Genomic DNA, 20,270 nt, shown 5'->3' on the forward strand with positions numbered 1-20,270 from the left:
TTTTAAAATTACAATAATTTTTTTAAAGAATCCTCAATTTTAGCAATTAATATTTCTTGTAAACTCTCTTTAACGCTTTTTAATTTCTCATTAGAGTTTTGAATTTGTTGAATATGCTTTTCAAACTTAATAAACTCTTGCATCGCTTTACCAATTAAAGAACTAAATTCATCTTGTAATCAATTATTAAAGCGTTCTTTAAATTCCTGATCATTTTTATTAGTTGAAGATTGTAATGATAAAGCAAATTCTTTTTTAATTAAAATTTTTAAAATATTAACAATTAATGCAATAACTTCAAGGTCAGTATTAATAATAAAAATATCACGATATTTTGAAGAACGACTAAATGGTGCTTTAGCATAAGTTCAAACAATAATGCCAAACTTAGCATTTCATTCTTTTAATTCAATTGCTAATTTTTCCTCTCATTTACTATCTAATTTTTCTTGATTTTTTAACTCAAATAAGATATTACCAACTACTTTATTATCCTCTTCATCATTCAAAACTCCTAACCTAAAATCAGGTTTTTTACCATTAATGGTTTTAGTTGTTTTTTCAAAATGGTCATTTGGAAAAAACGATGGCATTTTACCTGCAAAATCATTTTCTAAATTAGCTCCTAAAATTCCTGTTCTAATATTTCGTCCTTGTTCTAATTTAAGTTTTAATTCAGTTGTTTCATCAATTAACTTATTAATTTCTTCTTGTTTAGAATTAATAATTTCAGTTTCTTTTTTTGCTACTAATTCTTGGACCTTAGCATCATTAGTTTTAACTAACATATCTAATTGATGATTTTTCTCTTGTAAATCATTAATATTTTTCTGATAGTCTTTATTTAAAGTATCCAACTTATTTTGTTGTAAATTACTTCACTCTTTTTCTTTTTCAGCCAAAATAACCTTAATATCTGCTTCCTTTGTTTTCTTTTCGGTTTCTAAAATACTAATTTTATCCTTTAATAAATCAATTTCTTGTTGTTTATTTTTAGTAATTTCAAGTTCTTTTTCTGTAAACAATTTTTCTCGTTGAGATGCATTAGTTTTTTCTTTAATATCTAAATCTTTTATTTTAGAATTTAACTCATCAATTATCTTTTGATAATTATCTTTAATATCAGCAATTTCTTTTTGTTTTTGTTTTTCAATATTGCTTTTTTCTTTCAAAATAGAAACTTCAATATCAGCCTTTTTTGTTTCTTCTTGGGATTTTAAATTGCTCTTAGCATCATTTAATTGTTGGTTTAAACCATCTAAAATTTGTTGATGGGCTTCTTTTATTTTATGCAATTCATTATCGTGTTGCTTATTTCACTCATTTTCTTTTTCATTTACTACACTAGTAATTTCTATTGCTTTTTGTTTTTGAAAATCAGCATCTAATTGATTTTTTAACTTATCACAATATTCTTGCTCCTTACGATTAAAAAATTGTTGTAAATATGATACTGCTTGATGACTCTTTTCAAAATCCTTTTCGGTAATTTCTTGATGACAATGTGGACATTGAATTATAAATGACATTAGTTAAATCCTTTCTTTTTTTAATTTTATAAATTAATATTATCATTAACAATCTGATATAAATTTCTATTCTAGATTATTTTCTAAACATTTTATATTACCTGAAATGTAAAATTAAAAAGGACACTTATATAAAAAACAAATTGTGTTAATTCTATAATTAAGAAAAGAAAGGAATTAGCACAATGTATAAGTATCTGACTATTGAATCAATAATAGCAATAAAAGAATATAAAAGTTATGGATTTTCTATTCGTAAAATAGCAAAAGCAATTGATTATAGTAAATCAACTGTACACAGAGTTTGTAAATTATTAAATCAAAACTTATTACCATTAGAAATATTGAATCAAGTTCAAAAAAATAAACAAAATGCAGGTAGAAAATTAATAATTTTAACTTTAACAGAAATTAATACTATCAATCATTTGTTAATTACTAAAAATTATGCTCTTGATATAATTGCTGATTTTTTAAAGAAAAATAAAATAAAAAATATTTCAACAAAAACTTTATATAACATGTTTAAAACAAATCGAATGGGTTTTGATGAAAAAAATTTATTGAGAAAAGGCAAAAATAAACCTCATAAACAAAAAGAAACTAGAGGCAGAATTAATAATTGTAAATCTATTCATGAAAGAAATTTAATCATTCCAAATATTAAAAATATACAAGAATTTGGCCATTTAGAGGGAGATACTATCGTTGGTAAAGATCATAAAAGTTCTATTATTACTTTAGCTGATATATGATCAAAAACCACAATTCCTTTGAAAACTAAAAATCATAAAGCAGAAAGTATTACACAAAGTATAATAAAATTTATTTCAAAATTAATACCAGGAACAATTAAAACTATTACTTTTGATCGTGGTAAAGAATTTAGTAAATGAAAATTAATTGAAAAAAATTGTAATGTTAAAATTTATTTTGCAGATGTCGGAAAACCTTGTCAAAGAGGTTTAAATGAGAACAATAATGGTATTTTAAGAAGATATTTACCAAAATCTACTGATTTATCTTCATATAAACAAAAAGACTTAAATTCTATAGCATTTCAAATTAATTCTACACCCAGAAAATCATTATCTTATAAAAGACCAATAGATTTAATACAATTATTTTAAAAAACTGTCCCATTTATATTTACAATTCAGGTAATTTTAAAAAAATAAAATGTCTCCTTCTATAAATAAAAAAGACATTAATTAAATAGTAATATTTTCAAACTACTTCATTTCAATCGCAAGTATTAATAAAAACTACTAGATATTTTAAAAATAACAATATTAATCTTTTGTTGATTCATTAACTATCATAAATTTTAATATAAGTGCTTTCTAAATGTTTTACTACTAGAGCTTGTCCTGATATTATCTTCCTGATTCATAATGAGTTCCCTGAGAAATAAATAGTAAGGTTTCAGCAATATTAACTAAATGATCACCAGCTCGCTCTAAATATTTTAATTGTTGCATAATTCCTGTATAAATTCATATTTTATCTTCAGTAACATTATCTAAAACTAAATCAATTAACAAAGTATTAATATCATTATATTCACTATCAACAATATCATCTAATCTAACAATAGTTTGAATAATTTTCTTACCTCATTGTGTTTCATCAGCAAGAACTTTAATTAATAAACTGCATAATTTTTAAAACTTTTTTAGATAATTGACCAATATATTTACTATATTTAACTGGTGGTTTAGCTTTTAAATAAAAATTAGCAATGTTACGAGCATAATCAGAAATTCTTTCTAATTCTTTGGCAATTGACATATAACCAATAATATGGCGTAAATCGCTAGCAACTGGTTGTTGTTTAGCAATTCTTCAAATGGCACTATCTAAAATTTCAGCATAAAATTTGTTAATATTATTATCATTAGCAACAATTATTTTACATTTACTAATACTTTCTTCTTCTAAAGCTTTAATAACTTCTTTATGTTGTTTCATTGTTAAATTAAATAATTCAATAATATTATTTTTCAAGCGTTCAATCTCAATAGTAAATTTAGTTCTTAATATTTTAATAGCCTCCATTGGATTAAATCATTAATGTTTTACTCTTATCATACTAATTAATACACGATAAATTAATTAGCAGAAGTAACTAAATTTTTTGCTTGTTCTAATCTAATAGCAACCATTTTAGTAACACCTTTACTTTGCATTGTTGTGCCATACAATGTATCACAGTTTTCCATTGTTCCTGGGCGATGCGTAATAACAATAAATTGTGTTTCCGTAGCAAAAGACTTTAAATACTTAGCAAATCTTTCAACATTGGCAACATCTAATGGCGCTTCCACTTCATCAAGAATAACAATTGGTAAAGGTCGTGCCTTTAAAATTGCAAAAAGCACTGCTAAAGCTACTAGTGATTTCTCACCACCTGATAATAAATTCAAGTTAGTAATAGTTTTTCCTGGTAAATTTACTAAAATATCAATTCCGGTTTCTAAAATATTATTAGGATCAGTATATACTAAACTAGCAGTGCCACCAGCAAAAAGAACTTTAAAAGTTTCTGGCAAAACCTTATTAATATCTTTAATGGTCGTATCAAAACGAGTTATCATAATTTCATCCATATCTTTAATAGCATTAAGTAATTGTTTTTTACCATTATTTAATTCTTGTTCTTGTTCTTTTAAAAATTGATATCGTTCATTAATTGTTTCATATTCAGAAATAGCATCAATATTTACTGGCCCTAAATCTTGTAATTCTTGGCGTAATAAAATAATTTGTTCACGAACTTCTTTAATATCACCAATCGGGTCTTGACCATACTTTTCATAACCATATTCATAAGTTAAACGATATTCTTGCGCTAATCTTTCTAAATTTTGTTGTAAACAATTATCAATTGCTAACTTTTGATAATTATATTCTTGTAATAGTTTCTCTTGATTTTTATATTCAGTACGCATTTTTTTTATTTCTAAAGTTAATGAATATAATTGATTACTATAAGTTTCTCGCAAAGTTCTTTGTGTTTGTTGTTGCTCAGTAATTTTTAATTTTTCTAACTTTAAATTACTAATTTTATTTTCCAATATTAGTCGCTCATCAAGTTGTTGATTAAAATCATCACTAACTCGCATTTTTTTCTTTGTTAAATGTTGATATTCTTGTTCAATTATTCTTTGTTTTTGTTCATTACTTTGTTTACTTTGTTGAAACTTACCTAAATGCAATTGTTTTTGTTCTAATTCATTATTTAATGTTATTAGTTTCTCTTTAATACTTTGCCATTTTTGATAATAAGTTTGAACTAATTGTTCTAATTCACTAATTTTAGTTTTTAAACTATTAACTTGCTCTTCATTATTAAATAAAAATGGCTTAACTCTTTTGTAACCACCACTAATACTGCCCCCAGGGCGAATAACATCACCTTGTAAAGTAATAATATGATACTTCCGATAAGTCAAATGAGCAATTTCATTTGCTTGTGCTAAACTCTCAACAATAATTATTCTTCCTAATAAAAAACGCATTACTGGTTCAAACTTAACATTAGTAGTTAATAATTCATAAGCAATGCCAATAAAACCTTTTTGAGTTTTTAATAATGATAAATCCTCATTATTAATCATTTGAATCCGTAAACTATTTAAAGGTAAAAATGTTGCAATTCCACCTTCATTAGCTTTTAAAAATTGAATTGCACGAATAGCATCACTATCCTTTTCAACAACAATATGTTGCATACTGCTAGATAAGGCTTCTTGAATAGCTAATTGATAAATACTAGGAACATTAATTAATCGATCAATAGTATCAATAATTCCTGTTAAATGAAGTCGATTATTTAAAATTGTTTTAACACCCTGATAATAATAAGTATTATTACTTTGCAAATCAACTAAATAATCTTGTTTACTTTTTAATTCATAAATTTCCTTATTTAAAAGATTATACTTTTTAACAGCAACTTCTAAATCTTCATTTAATAAAATTCTTTGTTTTTGAAAATCATCAATCATATTTTGCTGTTCAGTAATTAATTTAGTTTGTTGTAAAATTTCTTGATTAATATTATTAGCATCTTGTTCTAAATCTTGAACTTGATTATTACTATTAACTTGCTTTTCATTTTGTTGTGAAATTTTTTCATTTTGTAATAGTTCTAATTGATTAAGATGTTCATCTAATTGTTGTCCGAATTGTTGCATTTTATTATCAATAGTAAAAATATTTTCTTGCAACAAATTAATTTTATTATCATAATTAGTAATTTGAACACTTAAATCTTCAGTTTGAGAAGTATATCTTTTAATTTCTAATTGTAAATCACGAAGCCCTTCATACTGACTAGTAATATCTTTTACTAAAATAGCCACTTCAATAGTTGTCAATTGTTCTTTTTTAGTAACATATTCTTGTGCTTTTTTAGCTTGACGACGCAAATAATTAATATTTCTTTCCATCTCAATAATGATGTCATTAATGCGAACTAAATTTTCTTCAGTTTTTTCTAATTTCCGAACTGACTCTAATTTGCGTTTTTTATACTTAGATACATTAGCTGCTTCTTCAAACAATAATCTTCTTTCTTCTGGTTTAACTTGTGAAAAATTAGCGACATTACCTTGATTAATAATAGCTAATGAACCTTTACTTAAACCAGTACCTAATACTAATTCTTGAACATCCTTTAATCTGCTACGACTTTTATTAATTGAATATTCATTCTCATTATTATCACGATAAACTCTTCTAGTTATTTCTACTTCATCAAAGTCAATAGGAAAAATGCGTTTTTTATTATTAAAAATTAATTTAACTTCCGCCATATTTAACTGTGGATATTCACTACTACCTTGAAAAATAATATCTTGAATATTATCACCCCGTAATGATTTAATTGATTGTTCGCCCAATACTCAACGAATAGCATCATTAATATTAGACTTACCAGAACCATTAGGTCCCACAACACCAATAATACCGTGCTCAAAAACTATTTTTGTTGGCTTAGCAAATGATTTAAATCCATACGCTTCTAATCTTTTTAAAAACACCATATTTATCTACCTCACAAATTTTATTATAACAATATATTTTAACTATGTATTAGTAATACTTCTAATTTTATTACGATATATTAATGATAGTCAACAAATACTAAAAGATACTGTAAACAAAATAACTAATATTAATAAAACCAACGGATAGTATCAATCTGCAATATATACAGGAAATAAAACTTTAGTTTCACTATAAATAATATCAGTTAATAATTTAATAATTGGTCTTGCTAAAGGAATGGATATTATTCAAGTAATTAACATAATTGGCATAAAAATTAATATAAAACGACTAGCTAATCATTTATAATGATACCCAATAACATTTAAAATTGTAACAAATCGCAAATTATCATTAATAGTAATATTACTAGTTACAAAAACAATAATTAAAACAATAACAATAGCTCCAATGATAAAACATATAATTAAACTTTCTAAATAAGTGCTAAATTTTAATGTTAACTGCTTTTTATGATGAATATTGGTAAATCCTTCAATTGCACTACTCCAACCTAAATCATCATTTCAATAATCAGTCTTAAATAATTCATTTTTATTGAAACTAATTTGATAATTTTTCTTATTACTAACAATTGAAAAATAAGATTGAAAATCATTCGCTGTATTTTGTGATAACTTGGTATTAAAATATGTTGCATTTAAATTAGTATATTCATAAAACTCCTTTTCACGAGTAATAACAGTATCTTTTGTTAAATTATCAAAAGTATCAAAAATATAACCAAATAATGGTTTTTTATTATCATCATTAATAAAATTAAAGTCACCATCACTCAAATAAACAAAATCATCTTGTTTTAAGTTTGAAGCTCAAACATCATTAGCATTTACTAAAAGTGGTAAAATAGTAATCTTATCATACCCAAAATTATTTTGTAAAGATGATAAAAAATGTTCATATTTAATTTTAATATTTTCAATATCAAAATCAAAAAATTCCTGTAATGTCTTATTATTTAACGATGGTTTAATAAATTCTTGATGCGTTTCATTAATAACATTCAACTGATTAATATTTGTTTTTATTGTTATTTCATCAATTTTACTAATTTTTTGATTACTATTTTTAATTCTTTGATATTTATTCATATTAAACGAATAAATTTGCTCATTAAAAATATTAATCATTTTATCTTGTTCTGGACAATAAAAAATATTATTAAATAAAATAATAATATCATTTTTTAAATTTGTACCTGTAAAATAATCTCTTAAATAAGGATAAGTATTAATTAATACTTACTAAAATGATTTTAACTTCTGAACTTTTAATTCATTTATTACTAACATCATAATACCCTTGATTTGTAATTTTTGCAGAATTATTTTTAATATCTTCAACAATATTATTATTAGGATTTAATTCACTAATTGCTTGATAATCAACTTTACTACCTTCGCCTTTATACATTAATTTTAAATCATCATTACTAGTATGATAATTATATAAATAATTAACTGGATAGGCTACAATAAGTTGGACCATAATTATATAGACTTCAAAATTATTAAGAAAGAAGGAATGGATTGGCAACCCTTTTTAGGACACTTTTTATGTAGACTGGTATTTTCTAAATTCAACGGGAGTTAAATAATTTAAACTGCCATGAATTCGAATATTGTTATATCAATTAACAAAATCAAATAGTTCGCATTTTAGTTGTGTTAAGTTTGCAAATTTTTTACCGTTAATAAATTCGGTTTTAAAGGTTTTGTAAGTTGCTTCAGCAACAGCATTATCATATGGGCATCCTTTGGAGCTTAATGATCTTTTAATTTTAAAGGTTATTAAAATTTCATCAATAATTTTATTTTTAAACTCATTACCACGATCAGTATGAAATAAAGTTATTTTATTTAATGGTCGTGTTATCTTGTGAAAAGCTTGTTGAACTAATTCAGCAGTTTTATTTGGCCCAGCACTATAGCCAATTACTTCGCGATTAAACAAGTCAATTAATAAACAAATATAATGTCATTTAGTGCCAACTTGAACATATGTTAAATCACTAACAACAACTTCATTTGGTTTTTTGTCATTAAATTGACGATTTAAAACATTATTAATTTCGTCATTATTAACTGTTTTTTTATGATTACAATATTTTAACTTGGTGTATTTAGAAACCAAATTATTTTTGATCATAATGAATCGGATTTTTCGTCGTGATAAAATGATATTTTTTCTTATTAAAACAGCTTTAATTTTACGAGCACCATAAATCTTGCGACTTTTATTAAATGCACTGATAACTTCTTGTTCATAATTATTAACATCAAACTTGGTGCATTTATTAGTTTGATAATAATATGTTGATTTTAGGTTTACTAAAATCTTACATATTTTCCTCACTGAATATTTATTTTTGTTGTTATTAATTATTGTTATTTTTTCCCGATTATCAGTGCTGCTTGCTTTAAAATGTCATTTTCCATTCGTAATTGTTGGTTTTCTTTTCGCAAGTAAATTAATTCATTTTCTTCGACAGTGCGATTATCTTTTGCTTTAAATGACCCAGAATTATTATAATTTTTAATTCAACTATAAATAGTTGGTTTTGGTAAATTATATTCTTTCCCTAAATTAATAACATTTTTGTCATTTTTGTATAGCATTACAATTTGTTTTTTAAATTCTTCAGAGTATGAGGTTTTATTTCCCATTTTTATATTCCTTCTTTCTTAATAATTTTGAAGTCTATATAATTATGGTCCAACTTATTGTAGCCTATCCACATTATTAAAATAACAATTAGTAAACTAATTACTTGCTGAATTATACTTGTAAGTGCAAGTAAATAAAATTGCAAAAGATTTCATATAAAAATTTCATGATGCTAAGTTTATTTTAGAAAAAGTAAATTTAAGGAGTTTTTATATGGGATACAAACATCTTGGCATAGATGAAAGAATTTATATTGAGAATCAATTGAAATTTAAAGTAAAAATTAGTGAAATAGCTAAAAATCTTAATCGAAGTATTAATACTATTAATCGAGAAGTTAATAGAAATAAAGATAATAATCATTATTTTTCATTAATTGCACAAAATAAAGCAGAAAATAGAAAACAATTACATGTTTATTTTCATAAATTTAAAAATAGAGAATTAGTAAAATATGTACAACAAAAATTATTATTAGGTTGATCGCCTGAACAAATTTATGGCAGAATTAAAAATTTTCATCAAGAATGAATTATTAGTTTTAAAACAATTTACAATTGAATTTATTCTGGATTACTTGAAAAGGTTACTAGTAAAAATTTAAGAAGAAAAGGTAAGAAACGAAAATCTCAAGAAAATCGGGGTAAATTTAATGGTAAATCCATTAAAGAACGAAATGTTAATAATCGCATAACTCTTGGCCATTGAGAAGGTGATACTGTAGTATCATCACGAGGTAAAAGTAAATCATGTTTAATAACTTTAGTTGAAAGAACATCAAGATTTACTTTAGCAATATTAGTTGAAAATAGAACTACTAAAGTTATTAACAAAAATATTAGTCATTATTTATCAATTCTTCCAAATAATCTTGTTAAGACTATAACATTTGATAGGGGTAAAGAATTTGCTAATTGACAACAACTTGAAAAAAATTTAAATGTGAAAATTTATTTTGCTGATGCATATTCACCTTGACAAAGAGGTACTAATGAAAATACTAATGGTTTAATTAGAGAAAAATTTCCTAAAAAATTTAATTTTTCAAACACTACTAAAAATGCAGTTCATAAATTTATATTGTCTTTAAACCAAAGACCAAGAAAAATACTAAATTATCTTTCGCCAATCGAATATTTGGTTAGAAAAATAATTTAGTTGCACTTAACTTTACAATTTGGCCTTGAAAAAAGTTTTGAAAAAAACTATAAATAATACTTTTAAATAACTTTAACATCTAATTACCTCATTAATTGCTATCCTTTTATTTAACAACCTTAACTAATTTTAAATAAGCATCTTTTGCAGCTGCTTGCTCAGCTTTACTATGTGAACTACCACTTCCCTTACCAAAAATAATGTCACCACTTTTTACAATAGCAACATATTGATAACTATTTTTATCTTTATGTTCAAAAATAACTTTATATTCAATAGGATCTTGGCGTTCAGTTTGTAAATATTCTTGTAATAAAGTTTTATAATCTTTAACTAAATAAATACTTTTATCTTTAATTTTATTAAATAATGTTTGCATTAAAAATGTATTAACCGCTTGTTGGCCTAAATCTAAATAAATAGCACCGACAATCGCTTCAAAAACATCACCTAAAATGCTATCTTTTTCACGACCACCCGTTTGAATTTCGCCTTTACCTAAGCGAATATATTCATTCATCTTATAAAATCTACACACTTGTGCTAAGGTTTCTTCTCTAACAATTTGACTTCGCCAAATTGTTAACTCGCCTTCATTTAAATCATCATTTATTCGATATAAATATAATGTTGTATACATTTGCAACACCGCATCACCTAAAAATTCTAATCGTTGATAATTATAATTTAATTGCTTTTCATTAGCATATGAACTATGAGTCAAAGCTTGTTCATATAAATTAATATTTCGTGGTTCTAAATTAAATGCTTTTAACAAAATTTTAATTTCTTCAATAAACATAAATCCTTATTTTCCTTCTTCTTTAACAACATTATTTTTAATTAGTGATAATACATCTTCTAAAAGCGCTTTCCGAACTAATTTTAAAGTACTAAAAAATGCTTTAACATCACTACTACCATGCGCTTTAAAAACAATGCCATTAACACCAATTAAAATTGCTCCGCCCGTATTTCGATAGTCAAAAATTTCTTTAACTTCATTAAATGCTTTTTTCAAACATAATGATGCTAACTTACGAAAGATATTCTTAGTAAACTGATTTCGTAAAACTTGCAATAAATTCCGTGCCGTCCCTTCAACCGCTTTCAAGGAAATATTACCAGTAAAACCATCAGTTACAACAATATCAATATCACCATTCATAAAATTATTAGGTTCAATATTACCAACAAAATTTAATTGTGAATTGTTACTTAATTTTATATAAGTTTCTTGATGATATTCCTTACCTTTTTTCTCTTCTGTACCAATATTTAATAATGCTACTTTTGGTTGCGATAATTCTCAAATTTTTTGAACATAAATATTTGCCATCATAGCAAATATTTCTAAATCATTACTATCATTTTCAACATTAGCGCCCACATCAATAAGCACAACTTGCTTATTTTTTATTTTTGTTGGCATAATTACCATAAAAGCTGGACGAGTAACACCAGTTATTTCTTTTAAAATAAAATGATTAGCTGCTAAAAAAGGACCCGTAGCCCCTGCTGTTAATACTGCATCAGCTTCTTTATTAGCAACACATTCAATTGCTTTACTCATTGAATTATCGTTTTTTCTTCTAATATCTAAAATACTATCAGTCATCATTATTTCTTCATTAGCATTTTTAAAACTAATCCGCGATAATAACTTTTCATTTAATTTAAAACCAATTAAATATTCTTTAATTATCAGTTCGTTACCAACTAAAATAATATCAATGTCATTATATTGTTGTAAAAATTTTATGACACCACTTATTAGTGGCTTATGTCCTAAATCTGAGCCCATAACATCTACTGCAATTTTCACAAACTTCACCTCTTTTTAACAATTAAATTATATCTATTCAACACCAAATATGAAAGGATATACTGGTTGTTCACCTTCAATTTTTTCATATTCAACATCAAAGTTTTCATCAATATACTTTTCAATTAGTCGTAAATCTTGGCGTTTAGCATCTTCACCAATAAAAATTGTTACCAATTGTGATGATGATTTACTAATCATTTTACTTAGTAATTTTTTTGCTACTAAAACTAAATCTGCTTCTTGAGTATAAATTTTTTTATCTAAAATACCAAGATAATTTCCTTCTTTCACAGCAACACCATCAATAGTTGTTGTTCTAACAGCATTAGTAATTCTTGCTGACACAATCTTTTTAATAGCATTTTTCATATTATTAAAATTTTTTTTAGCACTTTTTTCTTCCTTATTAAAACTAAGAATACTAAGCATTCCTTCTGGAATTGAAGTTGTGGGGATAACATAAACATTAGATTTCTTTTCTAGTTTCGCTGCTTGTTGTGCAGTTGAAATAATATTGGAATTATTTGGTAAAATATAAACATCTTTAGCATCAACTAATTCAATCGCTTTTAAAAAATCATCAGTTGATGGGTTCATTGTTTGTCCCCCATTAACTACATACGATGCTTGCAAGTCATTCATAAAATATTTTGCTAAACCTTTACCAGCAGCAACAGTAATAATTGCTCAAGAGTTATTTAAACTACGAAGTTCTTTAATTTCTGTACTATGCTTTTTTGCTTGTAACCCCATATTTTCAATTTTTACTTTTTGAAAATCACCAAATTGTTGTAAATAAACTAATATTTGCCCTGGCATTAACGAATGAACATGAACTTTAAAAATATCTTGATCTTGAACAACAACGATTGATTTACAACCTTGTTCTTCTAACGAAAAGCGAACTTTTTCTAAAGGAAAATTTTTTTGTTTCATTTCACTTAAAATAACAATCGTTTCTGTACAATAACCAAAATTTTCATCATCTAATTTAATAACAACTTCTTTATTATCACTAGCTACTAAATTCTTTTTCTTTTTAATTTCTTTACCTTTTTCTAATGAATAAACCATTCCCTCAATAATTTTAACTAATCCAAAACCACCTGAATCAACAACACCAACTTCTTTTAAAATTGGTAATAAGTTAGGGGTTTGTGCTAATGCATTGTTAGCATTTTCCAAAAACTTATCCATAAATTTTAATGGCAATATTGTTTCCTTAGTTTCAAGTTTAGTATCATCAATAGCAAGTCTAATAACAGTTAAAATTGTTCCTTCAACAGGTTTCATAACTGCTTTATAAGCTACTTGTTTAGCATAAGTTCATGCTTTTAGTAAATCGCTAGTACTGATAAATTCTTCATGAACTAATCCTTTACTAAAACCACGAAAAATTTGGGACAAAATAACTCCTGAATTTCCCCTAGCGCCCATAATCAAACCACGACTAAACACATTTGCTATTTCAGTAATACTAGAAGTTTCATATTTTTTAATTTCTTTAATAGCATTTTCCATTGTTAAATTCATATTTGTTCCCGTATCACCATCTGGAACAGGAAAAACATTTAATTTATCAATTTCTAAATGATAATTATATAAATTATTAGCAGCACTAATAAGCATGATTTTAAATAATTTTGCATCAATTTTCATTTTATTTCACCTACCTCTTAATAAATATTATTCACTAATTAAATCATCAATGCAAATATCAATTTTAAAATTACTATCAAATTCCATTTGCTTTTCCAATTCATATTTAACGCGATGTTGAACTTCTTGTAAAACTTCAAAAATATTAGTATGAATTGAACTAATAATATGAATTTTAACCCCATAATGATTTGGTTCAATTTTTTTAACATCAATTGCTGGGGTAATGTCTTTTTCTAAAGCAATGGCATCTTCATTTTCTTTATTTTCACGACTATAAGCAAACGCAACAACACCTGGTGTTATTGATACAACTTGCTTAATAATGTGAGCAATTTTATCAACATCAATTAATTTCACTTTATAACCACCATTTTATCCGATTTTTAGATTCATTATCTATAATTTATAAATCAACTTTTAGTTTTTTAAACTAAGCCATTAATCCTGCAGTATATAATGCTTTAAAGCGACCTTCTTGATTTTTTAATGTTTCAAAATTACCACTTTGAACAACACCTTTATCTTTTTCTAAAACAAGAATTTCATCAACATCTTTAATCGTTGATAAACGATGCGCAATAATAAAGGTTGTTCTTCCTTTCATTAATTGATTAAGATTTTCTTGAATTTCTTTTTCCATAATATTATCTAAAGAACTTGTTGCTTCATCTAAAATTAAAACTTCAGGATTTTTTAAAAACATTCTTGCAATTACTAATCTTTGTTTTTGACCACCAGATAAAATAAATCCCCGTTCACCTAAAATAGTATCATAACCATTTTTTAAACCAATAATAAAATCATGCAACTCTGCTTTTTTACAAGCAACAATAACTTCTTCTTTAGTAACTTTAAAAACTCCATAACTAATATTTTCAAAGAAAGTACCATAAAAAATTTGGGGTTCTTGTTCAACATAACCAACATGTTGTAAATAAGAAGTTAAATTAATTTTTTTTAAATCTTGATCAGCATTAATGTAAATTGTACCCATAGAAGGATCATAAAACCTTAATAATAATTTAGAAATTGTTGATTTTCCTACTCCCGTTTCACCAACGAAAGCATAAGACTTACCTTGTTCAAAATGATAATTAAATTTATTCAAAATAAGCTGATCACTATTAGGATAATAGAAACTAACATTATCAAAAATAATATTTCCCGTAACAGTCTTCATACCAATTGGTTGCTCTAAATTACGATTAATTTGTGGCTTTTCATTTAATAATTCATTAATTCTAATTGACGATGTTGATGCATTAGCTAAATTATTAAAAGTACGAACTAATGTCATAATTGGAAAAATTAAAATATTAATTCCTAAAACAAATGAAATAATAATTGGAATTGCTTCAGAATTATCTGCAACCAAAGTTTGATTATGCATCATTATTATCCCTGCTAATAAAATAATAATATTCAAACTAGAAATTCCCATTATCATAAAAGAAACAATTACTGATGATAATGTTACTTGTTTAAGTGAAGTTTTATAATAAATTTTATGAATATCCACAAAACGCTCTTTTTCATAAGTTTCTGTTCCTGATGATTTAATTAAACGAATAACACTAATGCGATCAGTAACATCACCATTAATATTTGTCAAAACTTTGCGAACTTTATAAGTTATTTTTTTAAAAATACCAAACATTACTAATAATGTAACTAAAATTGTTAATGCTGTGATTAAAGCAACAATAGTTAATTTAATGCTAATAGTTAAAAGAATTACAATTGCTCCAACAAAAGTAAAAATTGCTGAAAGAAAACTAATTGGTATTTGTTGTGCTTGGTCACCAATAGTAGCAGTATCAGCAATAACTTTAGTTAAAATTTCACCAGTCTTTTTATTCGTATAAAATTGCATATCTAAATCAACTAAATTATTTAACACTTTATTTCGAATATCAATTTCAATCTTTTTAGCAACAATGCCTCCTAAAAAACTTTGAAAGAAATTAAAAATTCCGGAAGCAAGATAAAGACTAATGATAATAATTACATAACTAATTAACATGCCATAAGGTCCTTGTAAAACATCAGGACTAACTAATTTTTGCGTTATTTTTGGGGTGATAATGACACAAATCGACCCTAAGGCTGTAAAAAGCATTATGATACAACATTGTCATAAATATCTTTTATAGTAAAAAGCAACTACTTTAAAAAAACCACCTTTAAACTTTTTAGAAGAATTATTTTTTTCATCATCTTTATCTTTGTTCATATAAATATATCCTTTCCTAAAAAACCATTTTGAATTTAGAATAATTATACAATAAAAAATATTTATCTGCTTTACTATTTGCAAAATATCTGATTAACAATTAGAAAAATAACTAAAACTTTTACTTTTATTTTTATTACTATTAATAGATAATAAGATTAACGATAGTAAACGAGAGGTGGCAAATTATGACTAACGAACAACTTAAAATATATGGTGATCCATCTCAAAAAATGAATGCAATTCTTGAAATTCACCAACAACTAAAAGAAATTTTTAAAAATTTTCAGTTTAATAATGAAAAAGATTGTATTGAAATTTTATTAGATGAAGAATGCTCTTGAAATACAACAATTGATGTTAAAAATGAAATTACATTTTATATTACTCACAAAACAATAACGACTTCTAATGTCCTATTAATGTGTTATGAATGATACCATTGAGAAATGCCATCTAGTGGTTATCGCTTTACAAAACGCCAAATAAGTCAATTTAAACAAGATTTTCCACGCTGAAAGGATGCTAAATACTTTCTTTTTAGTAAAGCAATTAAACACTTCATTACTCAAAAATGAGATTTAATAGACAAAAATGATTTCTACTTTGATTTAGGATTTATTTTATTTAAACAAATTTTTCCCGGCTTTCATCTCAGGTTAATTCCAACCTTTCGTTATTTTCATTTTGATAATTATTCACTTCGTAGTAAAAAGACATATTTAGAAGGTATTTTTTATCGTCTAAGAAGTCGTGATTTTTATACTCGTTTCCCACAAATTGAAATAATAAACATTCAAGAAAAAAATAAAATCACTAATACTTATTATTTGCAAACTTTACGACTAGTTAAATGGTTATACTACCAAATGTCAATGAAAAATAATCATCTTGCCAATAGTCACTTTAACATTCCCTTAAATAAATATTATCTCTTTGATTACTTATTATATCCTGTATATTATAAATACTTTTTAAAAGATAATCCCTTACAACGATGCTTTGATGTTATTAGAGAAGTATTACAAAGAATCATTATCAAATATGACAGCATTTATCTTCCTAACAATTTAATTGCCTTTTGAGAATTAGAAATTGATAATGAAGAACTTCAATATACTCTTGAACACTTACTAGAATATATTAACGAACATTATTCGGAAGAGCACGCTTATGAAGAAATTTATGAAGAAGTACAAAACTTTGTTGAATATATGGAAAGTTTAGAACCAAAAGAAAAGAAACACTAAAAAACGACTTTATTTTTTAAATAAAGTCGTTTTCAAACTGTAAACATAACTTGGTAGCGAGAGAGAGACTTGAACTCTCGACCTTTCGGGTATGAACCGAACACTCTAACCAACTGAGCTATCTCGCCAAATATGGTCGGGAAGATAGGATTCGAACCTACGACCTCTCGGTCCCAAACCGAGCGCTCTACCAAGCTAAGCTACTTCCCGTATTAAAATAAAATGGTGCGCCCAACAGGAGTTGAACCCGCAACCTCTTGATCCGTAGTCAAGCACTCTGTCCAATTGAGCTATGGGCGCCTATGGTGTCATTAAATAACAAAGTTATTATATATTATTACCGCTCTGTTGACAACAAAAATTTCATATTTCATAACTTTAATTAGTAATATCACAAATTATTTTTTATTACCTATTGGTTAATTAAAAAAATCACTTAACTGTGATTTTACTTAATATCTTATGGAGGCACTGATCGGATTCGAACCGATAATCAAGGAGTTGCAGTCCAATGCCTTAAACCAGTTTGGCCACAGTGCCATATATACAATAAATATTATTACACATTAATTATAAAACTACAATAATATTTTATTAAAAACTGTAGAAACCACAGATGTTTAGTACCTTTGGTTTTTATAAATTATTTAGGGTATATTCTTTTGGCAATAATATTTTGTTTTGAATGCGAAAAATTTATAAATTAAATTCTAGGTAGAATTTTTAAAAAAAAAGAATACAATATAATTCTGACATTAAAAAATGATAAATTATTAGTTTAATTTTACTAATTTTAATAAGGATTTTTATTATTATTTCAATATCAATATATCAAGAAAAAAATCAACTCCAAATGAATTGAAACAAATAACAATTCTTTTAAATTATCATCCATTATTGTCAATGCTAATCTAAGTGAATTTATAACTGAGGAATTAAAAGATCCAACAGAACAACAAATCAAAGAAAAGCAAGACAATTAAATCCGCAGTTAAATATTAATCAAATTAAAATTGAAAATATTACTAATAACAGTGCCTACATTAGTTCACTTGATTCAACTGTTTATACAGGCACAGTAACAGTTAATTATAGTATTTCAATAAATTCACTTAAATAATAAAAATAATTAATATAAAATGAAAGGGAAATAATATATGAAAAATTTAATAAATATTTCAAAAACAATTGCAATTACAACAACTACAATACCAACTGTTATTTCTGTGGTACCTGCATCCTATGAAAAAAATACAATATCAAATAAAATTAAAACTTTATCTAAATTGAATTGAATCGGTTTAAACACAACTATAAATCAACAACAAAACTCAAAATTGAATGCGAATTATGACATTAAAAAAATGATGAATTATTAGTTTAATTTTACTAATTTTAATAGGGATTTTTGTTATTATTTCAATATCAATATATCAAGAAAAAAATCAACCCCAAATAATTGAAAGAAATAACAATTCTTTTAAATTATCATCCATTATTGTCAATGCTAATCTAGGTGAATTTATAACTGAGGGATTAAAAAATCCAACAGAACAACAAATCAAAGAAAAAGTAAAACAATTAAATCCGCAATTAGATATTAATAAAATCAAAATTGACAATATTACTAATAACAGTGCCTACATTAGTTCACTTGATTCAACTGTTTATACAGGCACAGTAACAGTTAATTATAGTATTTCAATAAATTCAATTGCATGATAACATAATTAATACAAAATAAAATGAAAAGAAAATAATATATGAAAAATTTAATAAATATTTTAAAAACAATTGCAATTACAACAACTACAATACCAACTGTTATTTCTGTGGTACCTGCATCCTATGAAAAAAATACAATATCAAATAAAATTAAAGCTTTATCTAAATTGAATTGAACCGGTTTAAACACAACTAGAAATAAAAGAACTACAAATCAACAACAAAACTCAAAACACATATTCAAAACCAATGGTAATGAAATTCCAACAGAACAACAAATCAAAGAAAAAGTAAAACAATTAAATCCGCAATTAGATATTAATAAAATGAAAATTGACAATATTACTAATAACAGTGCAAATATTAGTATAATTGGTTTTAGTAGTATAAAAACTATTAACTTTACAGTTGATAAATCTTTTGATATAAAAACAAAAATTACTAATACTAATTTAGGTTCAATATTAACTGATGGATTTACTTTATCAACAGAACAACAAATCAAAGAAAAAGTAAAACAATTAAATCCGCAATTAGATATTAATAAAATCAAAATTGAAAAAATTGCTAATAACAGTGCAGAAATTAGTTCAACTGACTTAACAATTTACAGCGGCACAGTAACAGTTAATTATACTATTTCATTAAATTCATTTATTAAAACAACTAATTTAGGTTCAATATTAACTGATGGATTTACTTTACCAACAGAACAACAAATCAAAGAAAAAGTAAAACAATCAAATCCTATTTTACAAGATACAAATAGTATTAGTATCTTACATAATACTGAAATTAAAAATATAACTACTTCAAATGCAAAATTAATTTATAAATGACCTAATATTTATACAGATACAATAAATATTACTTTTACAGTTAATGTTGATTTAAGTAAAAAAATTACTATATCTAATTTAGGTGAATTTATAACTGAGAAATTAAAAAATCCAACAGAACAACAAATCAAAGAAAAAGTAAAACAATTAAATCCACAATTAGATATTAATAAAATTAAAATTGAAAATATTACTAATAACAATGCAAAAATTAGTTCACTTAATTCAGCTATTTATACTGGCACAGTAACAGTTAATTATAGTGTTTCAATAAACTCACTTAATTGATAATTATCAACCAAA

At 24.9% G+C, this 20,270-nt stretch carries 18 protein-coding genes and 4 tRNA genes; 6 read left to right on the forward strand and 16 right to left on the reverse strand.

Features of this window, described 5'->3' with window-relative positions; genetic code table 4:
* Positions 1–8: 8 nt before the first annotated feature.
* Positions 9–1,529, reverse strand: a complete 1,521-nt coding sequence (locus AACK97_RS00810; protein WP_338967982.1) for a DUF2130 domain-containing protein — start codon at positions 1,527–1,529, stop codon at positions 9–11.
* A 185-nt stretch (positions 1,530–1,714) separates the two neighbouring features.
* On the opposite strand from AACK97_RS00810, the gene AACK97_RS00815 reads away from it, so the two are divergent.
* Positions 1,715–2,659 (forward strand): IS30 family transposase, encoded by a 945-nt coding sequence (locus AACK97_RS00815; protein WP_338967984.1) that lies wholly within the window; start codon positions 1,715–1,717, stop codon positions 2,657–2,659.
* A 246-nt stretch (positions 2,660–2,905) separates the two neighbouring features.
* Here the strand turns inward: AACK97_RS00815 and AACK97_RS00820 are convergent, their stop codons facing one another.
* From AACK97_RS00820 to AACK97_RS00845, 6 genes are all read right to left on the reverse strand, one after another.
* Positions 2,906–3,190, reverse strand: coding sequence for a PhoU domain-containing protein (locus AACK97_RS00820; protein ID WP_338968923.1), 285 nt, complete (start codon positions 3,188–3,190; stop codon positions 2,906–2,908).
* The gene (locus AACK97_RS00825) at positions 3,171–3,587 is read right to left on the reverse strand and encodes a phosphate uptake regulator PhoU (RefSeq protein WP_338967986.1); all 417 of its coding nucleotides are present in this window, start codon (positions 3,585–3,587) and stop codon (positions 3,171–3,173) included. Before AACK97_RS00825 ends, AACK97_RS00820 begins: the two co-directional genes overlap by 20 nt.
* 53 nt (positions 3,588–3,640) lie before the next feature.
* A complete protein-coding gene (locus AACK97_RS00830; RefSeq protein WP_338967989.1) occupies positions 3,641–6,580 on the reverse strand; it encodes an AAA family ATPase in 2,940 nt (979 codons plus the stop codon).
* A 42-nt stretch (positions 6,581–6,622) separates the two neighbouring features.
* On the reverse strand, positions 6,623–7,735 hold the full coding sequence (locus AACK97_RS00835) for a hypothetical protein (RefSeq protein ID WP_338967990.1): 1,113 nt from the start codon (positions 7,733–7,735) through the stop codon (positions 6,623–6,625).
* A 100-nt stretch (positions 7,736–7,835) separates the two neighbouring features.
* A complete protein-coding gene (locus AACK97_RS00840) occupies positions 7,836–8,093 on the reverse strand; it encodes a hypothetical protein (RefSeq protein ID WP_338967992.1) in 258 nt (85 codons plus the stop codon).
* Positions 8,094–8,159: 66 nt separating this feature from the next.
* Positions 8,160–9,271 (reverse strand): IS3 family transposase gene (locus AACK97_RS00845; RefSeq protein ID WP_338967993.1). Its coding sequence is split into 2 segments (ribosomal slippage): positions 8,160–9,028 and positions 9,028–9,271, totalling 1,113 coding nucleotides; the frame shifts between segments, so codons are not numbered across the junction.
* 214 nt (positions 9,272–9,485) lie between these two features.
* Between AACK97_RS00845 and AACK97_RS00850 the strand changes: the two genes are divergently transcribed.
* The gene (locus tag AACK97_RS00850; RefSeq protein WP_338967995.1) at positions 9,486–10,430 is read left to right on the forward strand and encodes an IS30 family transposase; all 945 of its coding nucleotides are present in this window, start codon (positions 9,486–9,488) and stop codon (positions 10,428–10,430) included.
* Positions 10,431–10,536: 106 nt separating this feature from the next.
* Here the strand turns inward: AACK97_RS00850 and rnc are convergent, their stop codons facing one another.
* The 5 genes from rnc to AACK97_RS00875 all read right to left on the reverse strand — a co-directional run bounded on the left by rnc (position 10,537) and on the right by AACK97_RS00875 (position 16,153).
* Positions 10,537–11,232, reverse strand: a complete 696-nt coding sequence (gene rnc / locus AACK97_RS00855; RefSeq protein WP_338967997.1) for a ribonuclease III — start codon at positions 11,230–11,232, stop codon at positions 10,537–10,539.
* A gap of 6 nt (positions 11,233–11,238) precedes the next feature.
* Positions 11,239–12,255, reverse strand: coding sequence for a phosphate acyltransferase PlsX (gene plsX, locus AACK97_RS00860; RefSeq protein ID WP_338967999.1), 1,017 nt, complete (start codon positions 12,253–12,255; stop codon positions 11,239–11,241).
* Positions 12,256–12,288: 33 nt separating this feature from the next.
* On the reverse strand, positions 12,289–13,917 hold the full coding sequence (locus AACK97_RS00865; protein ID WP_338968001.1) for a DAK2 domain-containing protein: 1,629 nt from the start codon (positions 13,915–13,917) through the stop codon (positions 12,289–12,291).
* Positions 13,918–13,944: 27 nt separating this feature from the next.
* A complete protein-coding gene (locus tag AACK97_RS00870) occupies positions 13,945–14,277 on the reverse strand; it encodes an Asp23/Gls24 family envelope stress response protein (RefSeq protein ID WP_338968004.1) in 333 nt (110 codons plus the stop codon).
* A gap of 73 nt (positions 14,278–14,350) precedes the next feature.
* A complete protein-coding gene (locus tag AACK97_RS00875) occupies positions 14,351–16,153 on the reverse strand; it encodes an ABC transporter ATP-binding protein (RefSeq protein WP_338968007.1) in 1,803 nt (600 codons plus the stop codon).
* A gap of 188 nt (positions 16,154–16,341) precedes the next feature.
* Between AACK97_RS00875 and AACK97_RS00880 the strand changes: the two genes are divergently transcribed.
* Entirely contained in the window at positions 16,342–17,403 is a 1,062-nt protein-coding gene (locus tag AACK97_RS00880) for a hypothetical protein (protein ID WP_338968010.1), read from the forward strand.
* Positions 17,404–17,454: 51 nt separating this feature from the next.
* On the opposite strand, the gene AACK97_RS00885 is transcribed toward AACK97_RS00880, so the two are convergent.
* The 4 genes from AACK97_RS00885 to AACK97_RS00900 all read right to left on the reverse strand — a co-directional run bounded on the left by AACK97_RS00885 (position 17,455) and on the right by AACK97_RS00900 (position 17,943).
* Positions 17,455–17,531: transfer RNA gene (locus AACK97_RS00885), tRNA-Met, on the reverse strand.
* A 5-nt stretch (positions 17,532–17,536) separates the two neighbouring features.
* Positions 17,537–17,613: transfer RNA gene (locus AACK97_RS00890), tRNA-Pro, on the reverse strand.
* Positions 17,614–17,626: 13 nt separating this feature from the next.
* A tRNA-Arg gene (locus AACK97_RS00895) sits at positions 17,627–17,703 on the reverse strand.
* A 163-nt stretch (positions 17,704–17,866) separates the two neighbouring features.
* A tRNA-Cys gene (locus AACK97_RS00900) sits at positions 17,867–17,943 on the reverse strand.
* Between the two features lie 617 nt (positions 17,944–18,560).
* On the opposite strand from AACK97_RS00900, the gene AACK97_RS00905 reads away from it, so the two are divergent.
* From AACK97_RS00905 to AACK97_RS00915, 3 genes are read left to right on the forward strand one after another with little or no spacing between them, the layout of a single operon-like run.
* The gene (locus AACK97_RS00905; protein ID WP_338968013.1) at positions 18,561–18,782 is read left to right on the forward strand and encodes a hypothetical protein; all 222 of its coding nucleotides are present in this window, start codon (positions 18,561–18,563) and stop codon (positions 18,780–18,782) included.
* A complete protein-coding gene (locus AACK97_RS00910) occupies positions 18,745–19,128 on the forward strand; it encodes a hypothetical protein (RefSeq protein WP_338968015.1) in 384 nt (127 codons plus the stop codon). Before AACK97_RS00905 ends, AACK97_RS00910 begins: the two co-directional genes overlap by 38 nt.
* Before the next feature lie 38 nt (positions 19,129–19,166).
* Positions 19,167–20,258 (forward strand): hypothetical protein, encoded by a 1,092-nt coding sequence (locus AACK97_RS00915; RefSeq protein ID WP_338968017.1) that lies wholly within the window; start codon positions 19,167–19,169, stop codon positions 20,256–20,258.
* The last annotated feature ends 12 nt before the right edge of the window (positions 20,259–20,270 follow it).

Origin of the sequence: Spiroplasma endosymbiont of Lonchoptera lutea, assembly GCF_964019715.1 — a bacterium.
Lineage (GTDB): Bacteria > Bacillota_I > Bacilli_A > Mycoplasmatales > Nriv7 > Nriv7.